We start from the raw sequence: 15,854 nt of genomic DNA, 5'->3' as shown, positions 1-15,854 counted from the left end.
AGCCGGTCGCGAGAACGAGGTGAGAGCAGGGTAAGAAGCACTGCCCGGGAGGGGCGGGCGGATCCGGCGCCCGGGGCCTCTTGGCAGACTCGGGGGTGATGAACACCGTGCTGCTCGCCGAGGACGACCGTGCCATCCGCCATGCCCTGGAGCGGGCCCTGACCCTGGAGGGATACCGGGTCACCGCGGTCTCCGACGGCATCGAGGCGCTGGCCGCCGCACACCGCGAGCATCCGGACGTGGTGGTGCTGGACGTGATGATGCCGGGGGTGGACGGGCTCCAGGTGTGCCGGGTGCTGCGCGCCGAGGGGGACCGTACACCCATCCTCATGCTCACCGCGAGGGTGGAGACCGCCGACCGGATCGCGGGCCTGGACGCCGGCGCGGACGACTACGTCGCCAAACCCTTCGAGGTCGAGGAGGTCTTCGCCCGGCTGCGGGCCCTGCTGCGCCGCGCCGCCCCGGTCCCCGCGCAGCCCGGCGAACCGGCCATCGACGGCGTGATCGACGTCGCGGACCTGCGGCTGGACGCCTCGGCGCGGCGGGCCTGGCGCGGCGGTACGGAACTGGAGCTGACCCGCACCGAGTTCGACCTGCTGGAGTTGCTGGCGCGCAACGCGGGCATCGTCCTGGACCACTCCACCATCTACGCCCGCATCTGGGGCTACGACTTCGGCCCCGGATCGAAGAACCTCGCCGTCTACATCGGCTATCTGCGCCGCAAGGTCGACCTGGAGGGCACCGAGCCGCTCATCCACACCGTGCGCGGCGTCGGTTACACCCTGCGGGAGGAGTGAGAACGTGCGTCCCCCCTTCCGGCCCTTCCGGCCCTTCCGGTTCCGCGGTCCGCGGCCCAGTCTGCGGACCACCTTCGCGCTGTCCTTCGCGGCCGTGGCCTCCGTGGTGACCCTGCTGGTCGGCGGCCTCAGCTACGACGCCGCGGCCGGTCTGGTACGGGTCGACCAGCAGTCCGCCTTCGACGACGTGGTCCGCGATCTGCGGACCGAGGTCCGGGGGGAGAAGGTGGTGCTCAGCGAGTATCCCTCCGAGGTGCCGGTCCCCTACGACCTGCGGGGCGATCTGCGCCGGATCAGCCGGATGGACGTCCAGGTGATCAATGGCCGGGGCACCGTCTACGACGCGGGCAAACCCCCGCTGCCGGTCGGCCACGAGGACCGGGCGACCGCCGCGTCCGGTACGGCCGGGGCCGTGGTGCGGCGCAACGTCGGCCTCGGCGGCGAGCAGTACCGGATGGCCACCGTGGCGGTGGGCGACGGCACCGGGGCGATCCAGGTGGCCCAGCAGATCAGCGACACCGAGGATCTGTTGCAAGAACTCCAGAAGCGCACCGCGCTGTTCATCGCCGCCGTCATCGCGGCCGCCGGACTCGCCGGATGGTGGCTCGCGGGGCGGATCACCCGGCGTCTGATGCGGCTGACCCGGGTCGCCGAGAGCGTCGCGGCGACGGGCCGGATGGAGGTTGCGGTACCGGTCGCCGGACAGGACGAAGTGGGCCGTCTGGGCCGGGCGTTCGACGGCATGCTGGGACAGCTCGCCCGTTCCAAGGACGATCAGCGGCGGCTGGTCCAGGACGCCGGACACGAACTGCGCACTCCGCTCACCTCGCTGCGCACCAATGTCTCGCTGCTGCGCCGCTTCGAGGAGCTTCCGCCGTCCGCGCGCGAGGACCTGCTCGCCGATCTGGCGGGGGAGACCCGTGAACTGACCGATCTGGTCAATGAGCTGGTGGAGCTGGCGGCCGGTCAGAAGGACGACGAGCCGCGGGCGCGGGTGTCGCTGGAGGCGGTGGCCACCACCGTCGCGACCCTCGCCGGCCGCCGGACCGGCCGTGAGATCACCGTACGGGCGGAAGGCGACACCCGGGTCGGGGGCGGTCCGGCCGCCCTGCAACGGGCGATCTCCAACCTGGTGGAGAACGCCGCCAAGTTCGACGAGGAAGGCACCGAACCGGTCGAGGTGGTGGTCATCGGCCGCCGGGTGGAAGTCCGCGACCGTGGCCCCGGTATCGCCGAGGAGGACCGCGAACGGGTCTTCGACCGCTTCTACCGGGCCCCCGGCGCCCGCAGTCTGCCCGGCTCCGGACTCGGCCTCGCCATTGTGCGCGAGATCGCCCTCGCCCACGGCGGCACGGTCTTCGCCCGGTCGCGGCCGGGCGGTGGTGCGGTGCTGGGTTTCACGGTCGGCGACCGTCCCGTGAAGCCCTGAACCCGTGCCCGTTCAGATCCCCCGCTGTCCCCGCTGTCCCGCTGTCCCCCGAGTCCCCGTTCCGCCTTCGCCGGTCGGCGTCCTGACCCCCGTGCGGGACGCGCGACGGCGGCAACGGCCCGGCGCCGGCCGCCCGCGTCAGGGCTTGCGGGCCACACCCGCCCAGAACGAGACGTCCGCGCTGCTGAGGGCGGTCACCTCACCGTCCGGCTGCCACCGGTGCGGCTCCTCGACGCCCGGCGCAACGAGCTCCAGCCCCTCGAAGAACCGCTCGACCTCGCCCTTGGACCGCACCTGCGCCGGGATTCCGCCCTGGTGATAGATCTCGACGACCTTCTTCCAGGTCTCCGGGTCGAAGTCCGGGGTGCAGTGCGAGAGCACCAGATAGCTGCCCGAGGGCAGGGCGTCGATGAACTGCCGGACCAGTTCGTACGGCTGGTGCTCGTCCGGGACGAAGTGGAACAGCGCGTTGAACGACAGCGCCAGCGGCTGGTTCAGGTCGAGCGTCTCGTGCAGTTCGGGGGCTTTGAGGATCCGCTCGGGTTCGCGTACGTCGGCCTGGATGTAGGCCGTGCGGCCCTCCGGCGTTCCGTGCAGCAGGGCCTGGGCGTACGCCAGCACGATCGGATCGTTGTCCGCGTACACGATCCGGGCGTCCGGGGCGACGCTCTGCGCGACCTGGTGGAGGTTGGGCTCGGTGGGTATGCCGGTGCCGATGTCGAGGAACTGCCGGATCCCCGCCTCGCCCGCGAGCCAGCGCGTGGCCCGGTGCATGAAGGCCCGGTTGGTCCGCGCACAGGTCTTGATCCCCGGATAGACCGAGAGAACATGGGCCGCGGCCTGCTCGTCGACCTCGTAGTGGTCCTTGCCACCGAGGTAGTAGTCGTACATCCGCGCCGCATGCGGCTTGGTGGTGTCGATATTCATGGCGTGCGTGCCACTCCTGCCCACATCGAAATCTCCGCGCTACGGATGTCCTCCGGGCGCTCGTCGGGGTCGGGCTTCCAGTGATGCGGCTCCGACAGGCCCGGCTCGATGAGCTCCAGACCCTCGAAGAAGCCCGCGACCTCGCTCCGGGAGCGGGTCGTGAAGGAGATGCCGCTCTCCTCGTACACGCCGATCACCTCCGCCACGTCTCCTCGGAGAAGTCGTGGGTGGAGTGCGTCGGGTGGACCGGCGTCATGCGGCCCTCCGTTCCGCGCCGGTCCCGTTCGGCGAGGTCAGGTTCTGCTCCGGCCGCCCCAGCAGGAAGTCCGCGGCCCCGGCCTTGGCCCCCCGGATGAACGTCTCGATCTCATGATGGGTGTAGATCAGGGCGGGCCCGTCGGGGTCGGTCGACTGGCGCAGCGCCACTCGTCCGTCCTTCAGCTTCAGCGCTTCGACGCAGGCCCCGCCGTTGGGGCCGCTCCACGGCTTCCGCCAGCCTTCCGCCCCCAGCTGCCTGGCCGGCATGCCGTTGTACACATTGTCGACGTGATCCACAGTCAGAGCTCCTTGCGCATGTCACGGAGAAAGCCCTCCGTGCGCCGCGCCGGTGTGGCCTGGGTGCCCATACGGTCGAGGGCCTCCAGGTAGGCGGCCACATCCGCGCGTTGGTCGAGATAGCCGGCGCCGGTCAGGGCCTCGGCGTAGACGATGTCCGGCAGTTCCGGGATCTGGAACCGGAAGAGCTGGAAGGGGCCGCCCATGCCCGGGTGCGGGCCCGCGGAGAACGGCACGACCTGAAGGGTGACGTTCGGCATCCGGGTGGCCTCGATGAGCCGGTCGATCTGGGCCCGCATCACCTCCGGCCCGCCGATGCCGAGACGGAGTACCGTCTCGTCGATGACGGCCCACAGATGCGGGCCGTCCGGGCGGGTGAGCAGCTCCTGACGCTCCATCCGCAGGGCGACCCGGCGGTCGATCTCCCGCTCGCCGGCGTTCGGGAAGCCGATGCGCAGCAGCGCACGCGCGTACGCCTCGGTCTGGAGCAGACCGGGCACGAAGTGCGGCTCGTACGCGCGGATACGGCTGGCCGAGCCCTCCAGGCTCACATAGAGGCTGAACCAGTCCGGCAGCACATCGCGGAATCGATGCCACCAGCCGGGTCTGTTGGCGTCCTCGGCGAGCGCCAGGAAGGCGTCGACCTCCTCCTGCTCGGCCCCATAGGTCTGCAACAGCTTCTCGACGTACGGGAGTTTCAGGCCGACCTCGGCCTTTTCCATCCTGCGGATCGTGGTCTGGTTGACGTGCAGCGCCCTGGCGGCTTCCTCATAACTGATGCCGGCCTTCTCGCGAAGGTCCCGCAGCCGCATGCCGAGGACCATCTGCCCGACGGTCGGGGCAGACCGCGCTTCACCCACGTCGTACCTCCTCGGACGGTCCTTGTCGAGAGTCAGTGTGCCATGTGCGGGGTGGGTGGAACAGAGTGCTCAAGCTATTCTGCATTTTGCAGAACGCCTCTTGCCAACTGATGCTCGCAGCCTGGATAGTGGCATAGTGTCCGGGCCAACAGGGTGGCCGGTAAGCGGACTTGCGCTCTTCTGAGCCACCCACAGCGAGACGGAAGGCAAATGGCCGTGGCACTGCGTCAACGCCCGACGATGGCCCCCCTCGTGAGCGCCGAGCGCTATGACGCCGCCCTTCGCCAGGAGATCTTCCGACTGCCCGCCCGCGGCGCCTCCGTCGCCGCCGCCCGCCGCCGGGTCCGCTCCCAACTGCCCGTCTGGGGCTTCTGCGAGGACGTCTGCGACGCCGCCGAGCTCGTGATGTCGGAGCTGTTCACCAACGCGCTGGTGCACACCGGAAGCGAGCAGATCCTGTGCGTGCTGCGTGCCCACGAGCGCCGCTCGCTGTACGTAGAGGTCACCGACCAGGGCGGCGGCCCCCTCGGCCCCACCCCGCGGGACGCGGGTGTGGAGGACGAGTGCGGCCGCGGCCTCGCCCTGGTCCGCGCGCTCACCGACGCCTGGGGCGACCGCCCGGCCGCCGACGGCGGCCGCGTCGTCTGGGCCCAGCTGAGCGCCACCGCCCGCTGAAGCGGTCCCCGCCGCCGGACGGGGCGGGGACCGCGCATGGCCCCGGGCCCTCCCGCCCACCCCGTTGACGGTGGCCACCGCACGGCAGCCCGCCCCGACCTCGTCCCACGCCCCGCGCGTTCCGTGACCACGCGGGTGGTGCGCCGCCGCGCTGGCTCGGGCGTGCGTCCGCCGTGCGGAACGGTGCCCATGCGTCGGCGCCACGGGCCGCGGGCCCGGCGGTGTCGCGGTCTGGCAGGCGCGGTGCCCGTCACGTAGCCACCGGCGCCGGTGCCCCGCGCCTCTCGGCCGCCCCGTCCCCGCCCGTGCGGCGCGCGGTGGCGTGCGGGTTAGCATCGGCGGGTGCAGGCCGTTTCTCGCCGGGTGTTCGTGGCGCTTGCGGCGGTCGGGCTGGTCGGGTGTGAGGAGGCCGAGCCGCCCGGCCGGGTCAGGCTGGCCACCGGGCCGCAGGGCGGGCCGTACGCGATCTTCGGCAGTCGGCTGGCGGACGAGGTGCACCGGGCGCATCCGCAGATCCAGGTCCGGGTACTCACCACAGCGGCGAGTGTGGAGAACCTCCGGATGATCGGCGACGGCCGCGCCGACATGGCGCTCTCCCTCGCCGACAGCGCGGCTGACGCCGCCGCGGGCCGGGGCCCCTTCCGGCGGCCGGTGCCGGTCGCCGCGCTCGCCCGGCTGTACCTCAACTATCTGCATCTGGTGGTGCCAGCGGATTCGTCGATCCGGCGCCCGTCCGACCTCACCGGGCGGACCGTCTCCCTCGGCGCCGCCGAATCCGGTACCTCGGTGACCGCCGCGCGGGTGCTCGAGACGGCCGGGGTGCGCACCGTCGACGCCGTCCGGCTCGGGCTCGGTGAATCCGCCGACGCCCTCGCGGCGGCGGAGGTGGACGCGTTCTTCTGGTCCGGCGGCGCACCGACCCGGACCATCGCCCAGCTCGCCGAGCGGCGGCCGGTGCGGCTGATTCCGCTCGAGGGTCTGGCCGCCGCGCTCCGCCGCCGCCACGGGTCCGTCTACGAGAGCGCGTCCATCCCCGCCGGGATCTACGGACTGCGCGGCCCGACCGCCACCGTGGGCACGCCCAGCTATCTCGTCTGCCGCTCCGGTCTCGCCACCACCACGGCCCGCGCTGTCACCGCGGTGCTCTTCGAGCGGCGGGACCGGCTGCCGGTACCGGACGCGCCCGGCAGCCGTCTCGACGAGCGGTACGCGATCGGCACCGGCACCGTTCCACTGCACCGGGGCGCGGCGGCGTACTACCGCGAGGTCTACGGCTGAGCCGGTGGCAGCATCCGGACCGGCTCGGTACCGGCGTCGTCGTGGCGGCGGGCCCAGTTCTCCAGGGCCACACGGCCGGCGAGGTCGATATGGCGCACCCCGGACGGATCGAGCTCGACGGGGCGGTCGGTGGGCAGACCCTCCAGTTGTTCCCGTGTCCCGGGCAGCCGGAGGAAGCTGGCGTCGCCGGTGAGGGCCACGACCACCCGGCCGTCGCCGGGCTCCCGCACCTCGATCTGGAGCCGGGAGGTCCCCCACGCGGTCTCGCGCACCGCGAGCAGCCCGAGCAGGACCCCTGGGGGAGGTCCGGTCCGGCACGGTGCGCCGGTCAGGCACGCGGACGTTCTCCCGAGGAGCAACGCGGGAATGCAGCGGGGCGGATGGGGATACCCGCCCCAGCCGTGCTGAAATGTGTAAGTTTTTGTTAAAGTGATATTGTTTTTTGATTAGTTGAGTGCTTGACGTCCGGGATCACCAGGCTGGGCAGCAACAGCTCGACCACCAGCCCGTGCGGCTCCGCGGGCCGCAGCGCCAGCGTGCAGCCCGCCGCGCGGGCCAGTTCCGCGGCGATCGCCAGCCCCAGACCGCTGCCGGGGATGTTCCCGTGGCCGGGGGAGCGCCAGAAGCGGCCGGGTGCCGCCGCCAGATGCTCCGGTTCGAGTCCGGGGCCGTCGTCGGCGATCCGGAGCGCCCCGGCGTGCAGGGAGACGGTCACGGTGCCGCCCGGCGGGACGAACTTCGCCGCGTTGTCCAGGGCGATATCGGCGATCCGCCCGGCCGCCGAGGGCAGTGGCGTCTGCTCGCCCGCCGGGTCGCCGTCGATGTCCACCGCCAGCGTCAGCTCCCGTGCCGCGTACACCTCGCGCCAGGTGACCAACCGGGTGGCGAGCGCCGCGGGCGCGATCGGTTCGGGCGCCGCCGCGCCCGCCTCCACCCGGGCCAGCTCCAGCAGGTCCTCCAGCAGTTGGGCCAGCCGGTCGACCTCGGCGAGCGCCTCGGCGAACTCCCCGTCGCCGGTCTTCTTCAGATGCGGTTCCAGGTTCTCCAGTCGCAGCGACAGCACGGTCAGCGGGGTGCGCAGCTCGTGCGAAGCGTCCGCGACGAACGCGCGCTGCCGCTCGAGAGCGGCCGAGACCGCGTCGGCCATGGCGTTGAACCGCCGCTCCAGCAGCCGCAGCTCGGCCGGGCCCCGTCCGCCCGCCGCGACCCGGGCGTCCATCCGGCCCTCGGCGATGGCCCGGGTGGTGACGTCCAGTTCGGTCACCGGGCGCAGAATCCACCGCGCCAGCCGCCGCGCCGCGATCAGGGCGCAGAGCACCGCGACCACCGAGCCCGCCGCCACCACGGCCCAGACCAGCGTGACGTCCCGCCGGGCCGCGGTCGTGGGCACCCGCATCACCACCACCCCGAAGACCTGGGCGTCCCGGCCGACCGGCTCGGCCACCACCGCCGAGCCCGGGCCGAACGGGGTGACCAGCGGCAGACTGCCCGTGGTGCGGCCGGACAGCGCCCGTTCGGCCTGGCCCCGGTCCCAGGCGCCGCGGCCCGCCACCCGTACCCCGTCCCGGTCGCGGATCTCCACGGCCGTGCCGTAGAGCGTGTGGTAGCGGGACACCTCCTGGGCCAGCCCGACGGTGTCGCCCTCACGGATCGCCTGGTCGGCCAGTTCCGCGAGGCGGGTGGCGTCCGCCCGCCGCTCCAGCAGCAGCTTCCCGGTCCGGTGCGAGGAGTACGCCAGGGCGAACGGCACCGCCAGCGCCGTCACCAGGCAGGCGATGAGGACGGTGTAGACGGTCAGGATCCGGAGGTGCATTCGCCGGTCCCCAGCCGGTATCCGGTGCCGCGCAGCGTCTCCACCAGCCCCGGACAGCCGGTCTTGGCGCGGATCCCGGCGATGTGCACATCGAGGGACCGGGACGCGGACAGCAGCAGATCGCCCCACACCTCGTCGAGGATCTCCTCACGGCTGCGGACCACGCCGGGTTCACGGGCCAGCAGGGCCAGGACGTCGAACTCCCGGCGGGTGAGGGTGACCGGTCTGCCGTCCACCTCCAGCCGACGGGCGGCGAGATCGATACGGACACCGCCCGCCGCCACCACCGGGCCCGGGGCGGTGAGCGGCCGGGTACCGCGCCGGATCACGGCCTCCATGCGGGCGATCAGCTCGGCGGTGCGGAACGGTTTGACCAGATAGTCGTCGGCTCCGCCGCGCAGCCCCCGCAGCACATCCCGCTCCTCGGAGCGGGCGGTGACCACGATGACCGGGACGGTGGAGGCACGGCGCAGTCTGCGCAGTGCCTCCAGCCCGTCCATATCGGGCAGTCCCAGGTCGAGCAGGACGAAGTCGGCTCCGTCCTTGAGCCGCAGTGCGTCGTCCGCGCGCCCGGCGCGGACGACCTGGTGGCCCAGACGGGCCAGCGCGGCGGTCAGGGCGGCCGCCAGCCGGTTGTCGTCTTCGACCAGGAGAACGTGCATGGGCGTAAGGGTAAGCGGCGGGCGGAGGGGTCACACAGAGGTCGTCTGCGGCTTCCCGGAGGGGGACCGGTCACCGGTCCGGCCCCGGGTGAGCGCGGTGTCCCGGGTCTCCCGCATGGTCAGGTAGACGACGAGCGAAACGGTGGCGCAGGCCGAGACATACCAGTAGAAACCGGACTCCATTCCGCTCTTCTTGAACCACAGCGCCACATACTCGGCGGTGCCCCCGAACAGCGCGTTGGCCAGCGCGTACGGCAGGGCCACCCCGAGGGCCCGGACATGGGTGGGGAACAGCTCGGCCTTCACCACGGCGTTGATGGAGGTGTAGCCGGTGACGATGACCAGAGCCGCCAGCGACAGCACCAGCGCACCGCCGAAGGTGTCGGCGTGGGACAGCGCGGTCATCAGGGGAACGGTGCCCAGCATGGAACCGATCCCAAAACTGATCAGCAGCGGCCGTCGCCCGATCCGGTCCGAAAGCGACCCGGCCACCGGCTGAAGCAGCATAAACAGGAACAGGGCACAGAAGCTCACCAGGGAGGCGTCGGACTTGCTCAGCCCGGCCGTGTTCGACAGGTACTTGGTGAGGTAGGTCGTGTAGGTGTAGTACGCGACCGTGCCGCCCATGGTCAGCGCGATGACAAGAGCGGCCTCCTTGCGGTGGCGCAGCAGCTCGCGGACGGTTCCGCGCTCGGCGCCGCGGTGGCTGTCCTCCTCGGTGTACGCCTCGGTCTCCAGCAGATTGCGCCGCAGCCAGAAGACGACGGCCGCGGCCACGGCACCGACGATGAACGGGATGCGCCAGCCCCAGGAGTGCAGCCCGTCCTCGGACATGGTGCGCTGGAGCACGATCTGGAGGCCGAGCCCGATCAGCTGTCCCGCCGTCATCGACACGTACTGGAAGCTGGAGACGAAGCCCCGGCGGCCCGGCTGGGACGCCTCGGTCAGATAGGTGGCGCTGGCCGCGTACTCACCGCCGACCGACAGCCCTTGCAGCAGCCGGGCCACCAGCAGCACGACCGCGCCGAAGTACCCGACCTGGTCGTAGGTGGGCGCGATGGCGATGAGCAGCGCGCTGGCCGACATCAGGGTCACGGTGAGGGTCAGCGCGGCCTTGCGTCCGCGCCGGTCGGCGAACCGGCCCAGCAGCCAGCCGCCGACCGGGCGCATGAAGAAGCCGACGGCGAAGATACCGGCGGTGTTGAGGAGTTGGGCGGTCTCGTTGCCTTTGGGGAAGAAGGCGCCGGCGAAGTAGGTGGCGAAGCTGGCGTAGACGAACCAGTCGAACCACTCGACGAGATTTCCGATCGAACCGCCGAGTACGGCTCGCCAGGATGTGCGGGCATGCTGCCGGGGAGCGCTGTCGGTCACGTGGCCTCCTAGTGAGCGGTGTCCGGCGGGCCCACGGGAAGGGCAACGCCGCCGCTCGTAGCGTCGGCAGCGGGGACCGCGGCGTACAGCTCCGGGACCGAGAGCTAACGTCCGGTTAACACGGCGGGCCGTCCAGGACCTGTCCTGCCGATCTTCGCGGGCCCGCGACGCGAAGATCGACAGGGCAGGGCCCGGTGCCGCGTCAGCCGAGGCTCGCCCGCTCGCCGCCCTGGCACGCTCCCCCGGCTACCGCTGGGAGGTGCCCCCTCTCGCTGCGCTGGCCGAAAGCCCGAGCAGGCCCCTCCGAGGGCTTCCCCGCCGCCTTGCGATCGCACGCACCACGACGCCTCGCCACCGGGGCGAACCTGGGCTGACGCGGCACTAGTAGGTGTTCCAGCGCTGCTCGGTGTCGGTGGTGAGCGGGGCGAAGGAGAGGAAGCCGGCCGCCTTGTCGTGGGGGACAATGGCGTGGTCCGAGGCGAGCTGGGGGCGCAGCCGTCCCCGCTCGTCGAAGAAGAACAGCAGATCGAGGGTGCGTTCGCAGTCCCGGATGCCGATTCCCCGGGAGATCCGGCCACGGGTGTCCAGGCAGAAGCCGGGTTCGGCGCGGTTGCGCAGCAGCCCGTCCGGGTCGAGCCGCCACTCCTGGGTGGCGGCGTCGGAACGGCATGCGGTGGTGATGACATCGGCGTCGTTGAAGAACGCCCCCTGGACATCCAGGCACTCTCCGGTCGCGGCATTGACGATGGGCATGAAGGGACCGGTGGGGATGGGCGAGGGGGATTCGGTGACGGGGTCGGACGGAGGGGTCCGAGAGGGCGTGGGCCCGGCGCTCCGCGACGGGGAGGGGGAGGAGGTCGCGGGCGGAAGGGAGGGCGCGGTGGGCGAAGGGGCCTGGGCCCGCCCCGGGCCGGAGCCGCCGGATCTCTCATGGGCGTACGCGGCGATCCCGGTGATGACCGCCGCCATCACCACACCGCTGCACACGGTCAGTGAGGCGGCGCGGGCGAGGGGACGCTGGAACGCCCGCCGGGCCGGGACGGGCGGTGGGGTCGCGGACCGCTCCGGCTCCGCGGTCCCGGTGGCTACGGGGACCAGGACGGTGGTGGCGGAAGCCGGGGTGTCCGGGAGATAGCGGTCGCTCGCCCACCCCAGCAGGGCCGCGGCCATCAGCGGCCGGGGCCGCTTCTCCAGGCCGACGAGTCCCGAGAGCACGGCGGCACAGCCGGGGCAGTCCGTGAGATGGCCGGGGAGGTTCTTGGTGCCCAGGGGGTCCGTGCGGCCGATGGCCGCCTCCAGGATCCGGCCGAATCCCCGGCACTCCTCGTCGGCGTCGCACTCCAGATGGAGGCGCAGGCATGTCTCGCGGTAGCTCTCCCGGGCCCGGTTGACCAGGCGCGGAATCTCCGCGGGCCTCCGGCCGGTGCAGCGGGCCACCGTGGCGTCGTCCTCCCGTTCGACCAGGGTGTGCCACAGCAGGGTCCGGGTGGCGGGCGGCAGCGCGGAGAAGCCGCGCACCAGGGGGAAGTGGCCGGGCTCGCCACCGTTGCCTTCCGCGAGATGGGCCACGTACGCGGGGTCGAGCCGGTCGCGGGAGCCGCCGGTCGCCCACTCACCGGCGGCCTCCTGAACGAGTGTCAGCAGACGATGGCGCCACGGAGCGTCGGGTTCGTGGGTCCGGAAGATCTGGAGCAACGCCAAAGCGAAGGCATGATCGGCCAGTTGGTCGGCCGACCACTCGTCACGACAGCAGAGGCGGGCGTAGTCCAGCACCCGGGGCAGATGGCGGCGGCGCAGTTCCTGCGCCGCCGGATGGGTGGGCGCACCGGCCCGGATGAACTCGACGAGCCGGGTGTCGGACAACTCGGCGTAAGTGGGGGGTGGTTCGGCAGAAGACAAGGGGGATCACCGGATCCATCGATCACGGGCAGGCGGGGTGCACTTATCGTGATCGATGGTCACGGAGACCGACAGTGTGTCTGTAGGTAACGTAGGGAAATTGCGCAGGATGCAACAGAGCCGGACAGGAACCATCCCCGTGCCGTCTCAGCCGTGTGGCTGGAGCATCGCCTCACCGCAGTCGGGCAGGCTCGGCGGCTCTCCCTTCCCGCTCGAGAGCTGACGGGGGATCTGGCGGGTCAGATGGAGGGGACGCCCGGGCGTCCCGGCCGCCCCGACGGTACCGATCGCCAGCCCCGGGCCGGCCGCCCCGACCACCTCGGAGTCCCCGGCCGTGTCGGCGACTTCGGCGGCTTCGTCCGTCCTGCCCGCCTCGTCCGTCCCCACCGTGTCCGTCGCCCCGACCGTGTCCGTCCGCTCGGCTTCCTCCCGCTCCCCGGCCACCTCGGCCACTCCGGCAACCTCGACCAGCTCGGCCACTTCGACCGCTTCGGTCTTCCCGGTGAACCCGGCCGCCCCGGCCCGCTCCGCTTCCGCCTCCGCGCCGTGCACCGTCAGCATCACCAGTCCGGTGCTCGCGACGAGCGCCGCCACCAGGGCCAGCAGGGTGCCCGGGGTGCCGAACCGGAAGTGTTCGCCCAGCGCGGCGATGCCCACGGCCGTGGCGACCACCGGATTGACCACGGTTGCCGTCGCCAGCGGCGAGGCCAGCCCGGCGCCGCGGTAGGACGCCTGGGACAGCAGCACCCCGCCCGACGCCAGCAGACCGATCATGACGAGGCTGGGCAGGGCGTCACCCAGCGAGTCCCAGTTCCACTCCACCGCCACGTTCTTGGTGAACACCGACGAGATGCCGAAGGCCGTGCCCGCCGCCGTGGCCAGCAGCACACTGCGGACACCGGGCAGCCTGATCCACCGCGCGGTCCCGGCCAGCAGCGCGATGGCGCCGACCGTCGCCACGGTCACGGCGATCCGCTCCTGGTCCGCCAGCGACTGCGCCCGTGCTGAACCGGTCAGCGAGAGCAGTCCGGCCAGCCCGGCGGTCGCCAGCACCGCGCCCCGCCAGCCCGCGGCGCCCACCCGGCGGCGTACGAACACCGCCGCCATCGGGAGCGCGAAGACGATGGTGAGGGCGCCCAGCGGCTGCACCACGCTCAACGGCCCGTAGGCCAGGGCGATCACATGGAGGACCGCCCCCGTCCCGTTCAGGGTCACCGCGGCCCACCAACTCCCGCGCCGCAGAGGTGCGGACGGGAAGCGCGGCGTCGTGGCCGCGACATACTCCTGGAGTATGGCTCCGGCGGCGTAGCACACCGCGGAGGCCAGGGCCAGCAGCACAGACAGCGCAAGGGAGGTCACGTCGTGGCCCCCTGGGCCGATCGGTCGTCGTCCATACCCTCCACCTTGGCGGGTGGAGGCCGCTCCCGTCGTCGTCCTTGAGCACAGACTTCCGCGTACTACCTGCGTAGTACGGAGCGCCACCAATGGGGGGCTTGTGCGGCCGCCGTGCGGGCCCGCTGGAGTAGTTCGTTCTGCGGCTCTGCGGGGCGGTAGACGGTCAGGGCCCCGGGCCGCTTGTCGAGCACCAGCGTCTGGGCGGGGGTGGGGGCCACCTCACCGTCGTAGGCGAGGGAGTCCACATCGTGCAGAGCCGACAGCCGCAGTGTGCGCACCCGGGCCGTCGAGTAGATGTGGGAGCGGCCCAGGGTGCCGGTGAGCGCGGCGATCAGCAGCCGGGTACGGGCGAGCCGCTGATCCCCGTCGATCGCCCGGACGTCCAGCAGCCCGTCGTCGAGCTGATCGCGGTAGGCGGGCGCGAAACCGTCGGGGGAGTAGCCGCCGTTGCCGACGAACAGCACCCACAGCCGTCGCTGGTGCCCGTTGACCTCGATCTCCATCGGCTTCGCGGTACGCAGCACCCGGGTGAGCGCGACGGCGGCCGCGGGCCACTTGCCCATCCGGTCCTGGAGGCTCTCCCGGATCCGCACCAGCTCGGGGTAGAAGCCGATGCTGAAGGTGTTGACGAAGTGCTTGGTCTCACCACCGCCCGCGAGCGGTGTGGCCCGGGCGAGGTCGACGGCCACGGCGTCGCCCTCGGTCACCGCGTGCGCGGTGTCCTCGAACGCCGGTACGCCCACGTCCAGGGCGAAGTGGTCGAGGGTGCCGCCCGCGAACACCGCCAGCGGCAGTCCGCGCTCGGCGGCGAGGGTGGCCGCGGCGTTGACACTGCCGTCGCCGCCGCAGATGCCCAGCGCCCCGGCCCGCTCGGCGACCCGCCGCCCGGCCTGCTGGAGCAGGGTCATGAAGTCGTCCTCGGGGCCGCATTCCAGGATCTCGGCGGCGGGCAGCAGCACCCGAAGCTGCTCGGCCACGCTGAGGCCGCCCGCCGCGGAGGCCGCGCCCGCCCGCTGGTTGACCACCAGGACCAGTCCCTCGCCCTTGGGCAGCGCGGGGGCGGAGACCCGGGGCCGGGCCTGCGCCGGGATCTCGGGGCGCGGCGGCCAGTAGCGGCAGGTGAGCGCGGCGGCGCCGACCCCGATCGCTACACCCGCCAGTACATCGCTCGGGTAGTGCACCCCCACGTACACCCGGGAGGCGGCGACCGCGGCGGCCAGCGGGGCGACCAGGAAGCCGTACCGGGAGGACTCGATGGCCACCCCGGTGGCGAACGCGGCGGCGGAGGCCGAGTGGCCCGAGGGGAAGGAGCTCGTCCACGGCTGCTTCTGCAGCCGCCGCACCAGAGGGACGCTGTCCATCACCGGACGGCGCCGTTCCACGGTCCACTTGACCACCAGGTTCGAGGCGAGCGACGCCGCTGCGAGCGAGCCGACCCCGCGCAACGCGGCCCGCCGCGCGGTGCGTCCGCCGACCGCCGCCAGGACACCGGCGGTACCGAACCACAGCCGTCCGTGGTTGGCCGCCCGGCTGAGCCGGGGCAGTGTGGGGTGCGCGCCGCGCAGCCGTCCGGCCGCGACCCGGGCGAACAGCCGGCGGTCGAGTTCACTGATGCGTCTCATGCGACATGGGTATCCCGGAACCGCCGTCGGCACGCGTCATCGGCTGCCGAGTGTGATCAAACCCGCGGTCGTCGGGCTCCCGGGTCCGGCCGCCGACGATGAGGCCGACGCCGTGCCCGAAGCGGTCCTCGAAGCCGCCGAAGTGCGGTACGGCCGCGGCGATTGCGGGATAGCGCTCGGGGGTGGCCGCCCGCCGCAGCGGCTCCGGGCTCCCGGCGCCGTCCGCCGCCTGTTCCCCCTGGACCAGGCCGAGGGTGAAGTCCACCAGGGCCCGGGTCCGCCACGCCGCTTCCGCCGGATCGTGGCCCCCGGCCAGGAACGCGCCCGTCAGGGCGTCGGCGAACCGGAGGGTGTTGTCCTCGGCCACATGCGTACCGGCCACCACCCGCGCCCCGTCCCGGTGGGAGAGCAGCGCCGAGCGATACCGTCCGGCCAGGGCGCGCGCCCGGTCCTCCCACGGTTCCGGAAGCGGGTCGCCGTACAGCGGTCGAGCATCGCATCGGCCATCAGCGCCCGGCCGTGGCGCCGGGGTGCGGTGTCCGGCCCGGCGGTGTAGCGTCCGCCGCACCGC

16 protein-coding genes are annotated in these 15,854 nt (G+C 72.5%); 4 read left to right on the top strand and 12 right to left on the bottom strand.

The features are described 5' to 3' along the window. Positions 1–95: 95 nt before the first annotated feature. Together HUT19_RS04380 and HUT19_RS04375 are read left to right on the top strand one after the other, a co-directional pair. Positions 96–797, top strand: a complete 702-nt coding sequence (locus tag HUT19_RS04380) for a response regulator transcription factor (protein ID WP_176186463.1) — start codon at positions 96–98, stop codon at positions 795–797. Between the two features lie 4 nt (positions 798–801). After that, the gene (locus HUT19_RS04375) at positions 802–2,226 is read left to right on the top strand and encodes a HAMP domain-containing sensor histidine kinase (RefSeq protein WP_176179162.1); all 1,425 of its coding nucleotides are present in this window, start codon (positions 802–804) and stop codon (positions 2,224–2,226) included. Between the two features lie 138 nt (positions 2,227–2,364). Here the strand turns inward: HUT19_RS04375 and HUT19_RS04370 are convergent, their stop codons facing one another. Genes HUT19_RS04370 through HUT19_RS04355 form a run of 4 tightly spaced genes read right to left on the bottom strand, consistent with a single transcriptional unit; the run spans position 2,365 to position 4,568 of the window. Beyond that, the gene (locus HUT19_RS04370) at positions 2,365–3,153 is read right to left on the bottom strand and encodes an SAM-dependent methyltransferase (protein WP_176179161.1); all 789 of its coding nucleotides are present in this window, start codon (positions 3,151–3,153) and stop codon (positions 2,365–2,367) included. Next, a complete protein-coding gene (locus HUT19_RS04365; RefSeq protein ID WP_176179160.1) occupies positions 3,150–3,359 on the bottom strand; it encodes an SAM-dependent methyltransferase in 210 nt (69 codons plus the stop codon). The genes HUT19_RS04370 and HUT19_RS04365 overlap by 4 nt, the downstream gene beginning before the upstream one ends. Positions 3,360–3,405: 46 nt before the next feature. Further along, a complete protein-coding gene (locus tag HUT19_RS04360; RefSeq protein WP_176186461.1) occupies positions 3,406–3,678 on the bottom strand; it encodes a DUF397 domain-containing protein in 273 nt (90 codons plus the stop codon). Between the two features lie 32 nt (positions 3,679–3,710). Further along, on the bottom strand, positions 3,711–4,568 hold the full coding sequence (locus HUT19_RS04355; protein WP_176179159.1) for a helix-turn-helix transcriptional regulator: 858 nt from the start codon (positions 4,566–4,568) through the stop codon (positions 3,711–3,713). A gap of 240 nt (positions 4,569–4,808) precedes the next feature. On the opposite strand from HUT19_RS04355, the gene HUT19_RS04350 reads away from it, so the two are divergent. Next, complete coding sequence (locus tag HUT19_RS04350; RefSeq protein WP_254885436.1) at positions 4,809–5,243, top strand: ATP-binding protein; 435 nt, start codon at positions 4,809–4,811, stop codon at positions 5,241–5,243. A 342-nt stretch (positions 5,244–5,585) separates the two neighbouring features. Then, complete coding sequence (locus HUT19_RS04345; RefSeq protein ID WP_176179157.1) at positions 5,586–6,521, top strand: TAXI family TRAP transporter solute-binding subunit; 936 nt, start codon at positions 5,586–5,588, stop codon at positions 6,519–6,521. Here HUT19_RS04345 and HUT19_RS04340 read toward each other — a convergent pair. The 8 genes from HUT19_RS04340 to HUT19_RS04305 all read right to left on the bottom strand — a co-directional run bounded on the left by HUT19_RS04340 (position 6,512) and on the right by HUT19_RS04305 (position 15,851). Further along, on the bottom strand, positions 6,512–6,793 hold the full coding sequence (locus tag HUT19_RS04340; RefSeq protein ID WP_176179156.1) for a hypothetical protein: 282 nt from the start codon (positions 6,791–6,793) through the stop codon (positions 6,512–6,514). The two genes, HUT19_RS04345 and HUT19_RS04340, sit on opposite strands and share 10 nt — an antisense overlap. Before the next feature lie 152 nt (positions 6,794–6,945). After that, complete coding sequence (locus HUT19_RS04335) at positions 6,946–8,334, bottom strand: HAMP domain-containing sensor histidine kinase (RefSeq protein WP_176179155.1); 1,389 nt, start codon at positions 8,332–8,334, stop codon at positions 6,946–6,948. Then, the gene (locus HUT19_RS04330) at positions 8,316–8,996 is read right to left on the bottom strand and encodes a response regulator transcription factor (RefSeq protein ID WP_176179154.1); all 681 of its coding nucleotides are present in this window, start codon (positions 8,994–8,996) and stop codon (positions 8,316–8,318) included. The genes HUT19_RS04335 and HUT19_RS04330 overlap by 19 nt, the downstream gene beginning before the upstream one ends. A gap of 30 nt (positions 8,997–9,026) precedes the next feature. Further along, complete coding sequence (locus tag HUT19_RS04325) at positions 9,027–10,367, bottom strand: MFS transporter (RefSeq protein WP_176179153.1); 1,341 nt, start codon at positions 10,365–10,367, stop codon at positions 9,027–9,029. Between the two features lie 381 nt (positions 10,368–10,748). Further along, positions 10,749–12,230 carry an RICIN domain-containing protein gene (locus HUT19_RS43905; protein WP_176179152.1) on the bottom strand — a complete coding sequence of 494 codons (1,482 nt, stop codon included), beginning with the start codon at positions 12,228–12,230 and terminating at the stop codon, positions 10,749–10,751. A 183-nt stretch (positions 12,231–12,413) separates the two neighbouring features. Further along, a complete protein-coding gene (locus HUT19_RS04315; protein WP_176179151.1) occupies positions 12,414–13,625 on the bottom strand; it encodes a DMT family transporter in 1,212 nt (403 codons plus the stop codon). A gap of 98 nt (positions 13,626–13,723) precedes the next feature. Then, entirely contained in the window at positions 13,724–15,283 is a 1,560-nt protein-coding gene (locus tag HUT19_RS04310) for a bifunctional phosphatase PAP2/diacylglycerol kinase family protein (protein WP_176179150.1), read from the bottom strand. Next, positions 15,267–15,851 carry a TetR/AcrR family transcriptional regulator C-terminal domain-containing protein gene (locus HUT19_RS04305; RefSeq protein ID WP_254885435.1) on the bottom strand — a complete coding sequence of 195 codons (585 nt, stop codon included), beginning with the start codon at positions 15,849–15,851 and terminating at the stop codon, positions 15,267–15,269. Before HUT19_RS04305 ends, HUT19_RS04310 begins: the two co-directional genes overlap by 17 nt. Positions 15,852–15,854 lie beyond the last annotated feature (3 nt).

This window comes from Streptomyces sp. NA02950, from assembly GCF_013364155.1.
In the GTDB taxonomy this organism is placed as follows: Bacteria; Actinomycetota; Actinomycetes; order Streptomycetales; family Streptomycetaceae; genus Streptomyces.
This window is presented reverse-complemented; position numbering and strand designations above follow the sequence as displayed.

Coding starts and splice junctions, on each gene's coding strand:
- HUT19_RS04360 (WP_176186461.1), bottom strand. CDS start 3,678: ATGCCGGCCAGGCAGCTGGGGGCGGAAGGCTGGCGGAAGCCGTGGAGC.
- HUT19_RS04370 (WP_176179161.1), bottom strand. CDS start 3,153: ATGAATATCGACACCACCAAGCCGCATGCGGCGCGGATGTACGACTAC.
- HUT19_RS04350 (WP_254885436.1), top strand. CDS start 4,809: ATGGCCCCCCTCGTGAGCGCCGAGCGCTATGACGCCGCCCTTCGCCAG.
- HUT19_RS04310 (WP_176179150.1), bottom strand. CDS start 15,283: ATGAGACGCATCAGTGAACTCGACCGCCGGCTGTTCGCCCGGGTCGCG.
- HUT19_RS04335 (WP_176179155.1), bottom strand. CDS start 8,334: ATGCACCTCCGGATCCTGACCGTCTACACCGTCCTCATCGCCTGCCTG.
- HUT19_RS04330 (WP_176179154.1), bottom strand. CDS start 8,996: ATGCACGTTCTCCTGGTCGAAGACGACAACCGGCTGGCGGCCGCCCTG.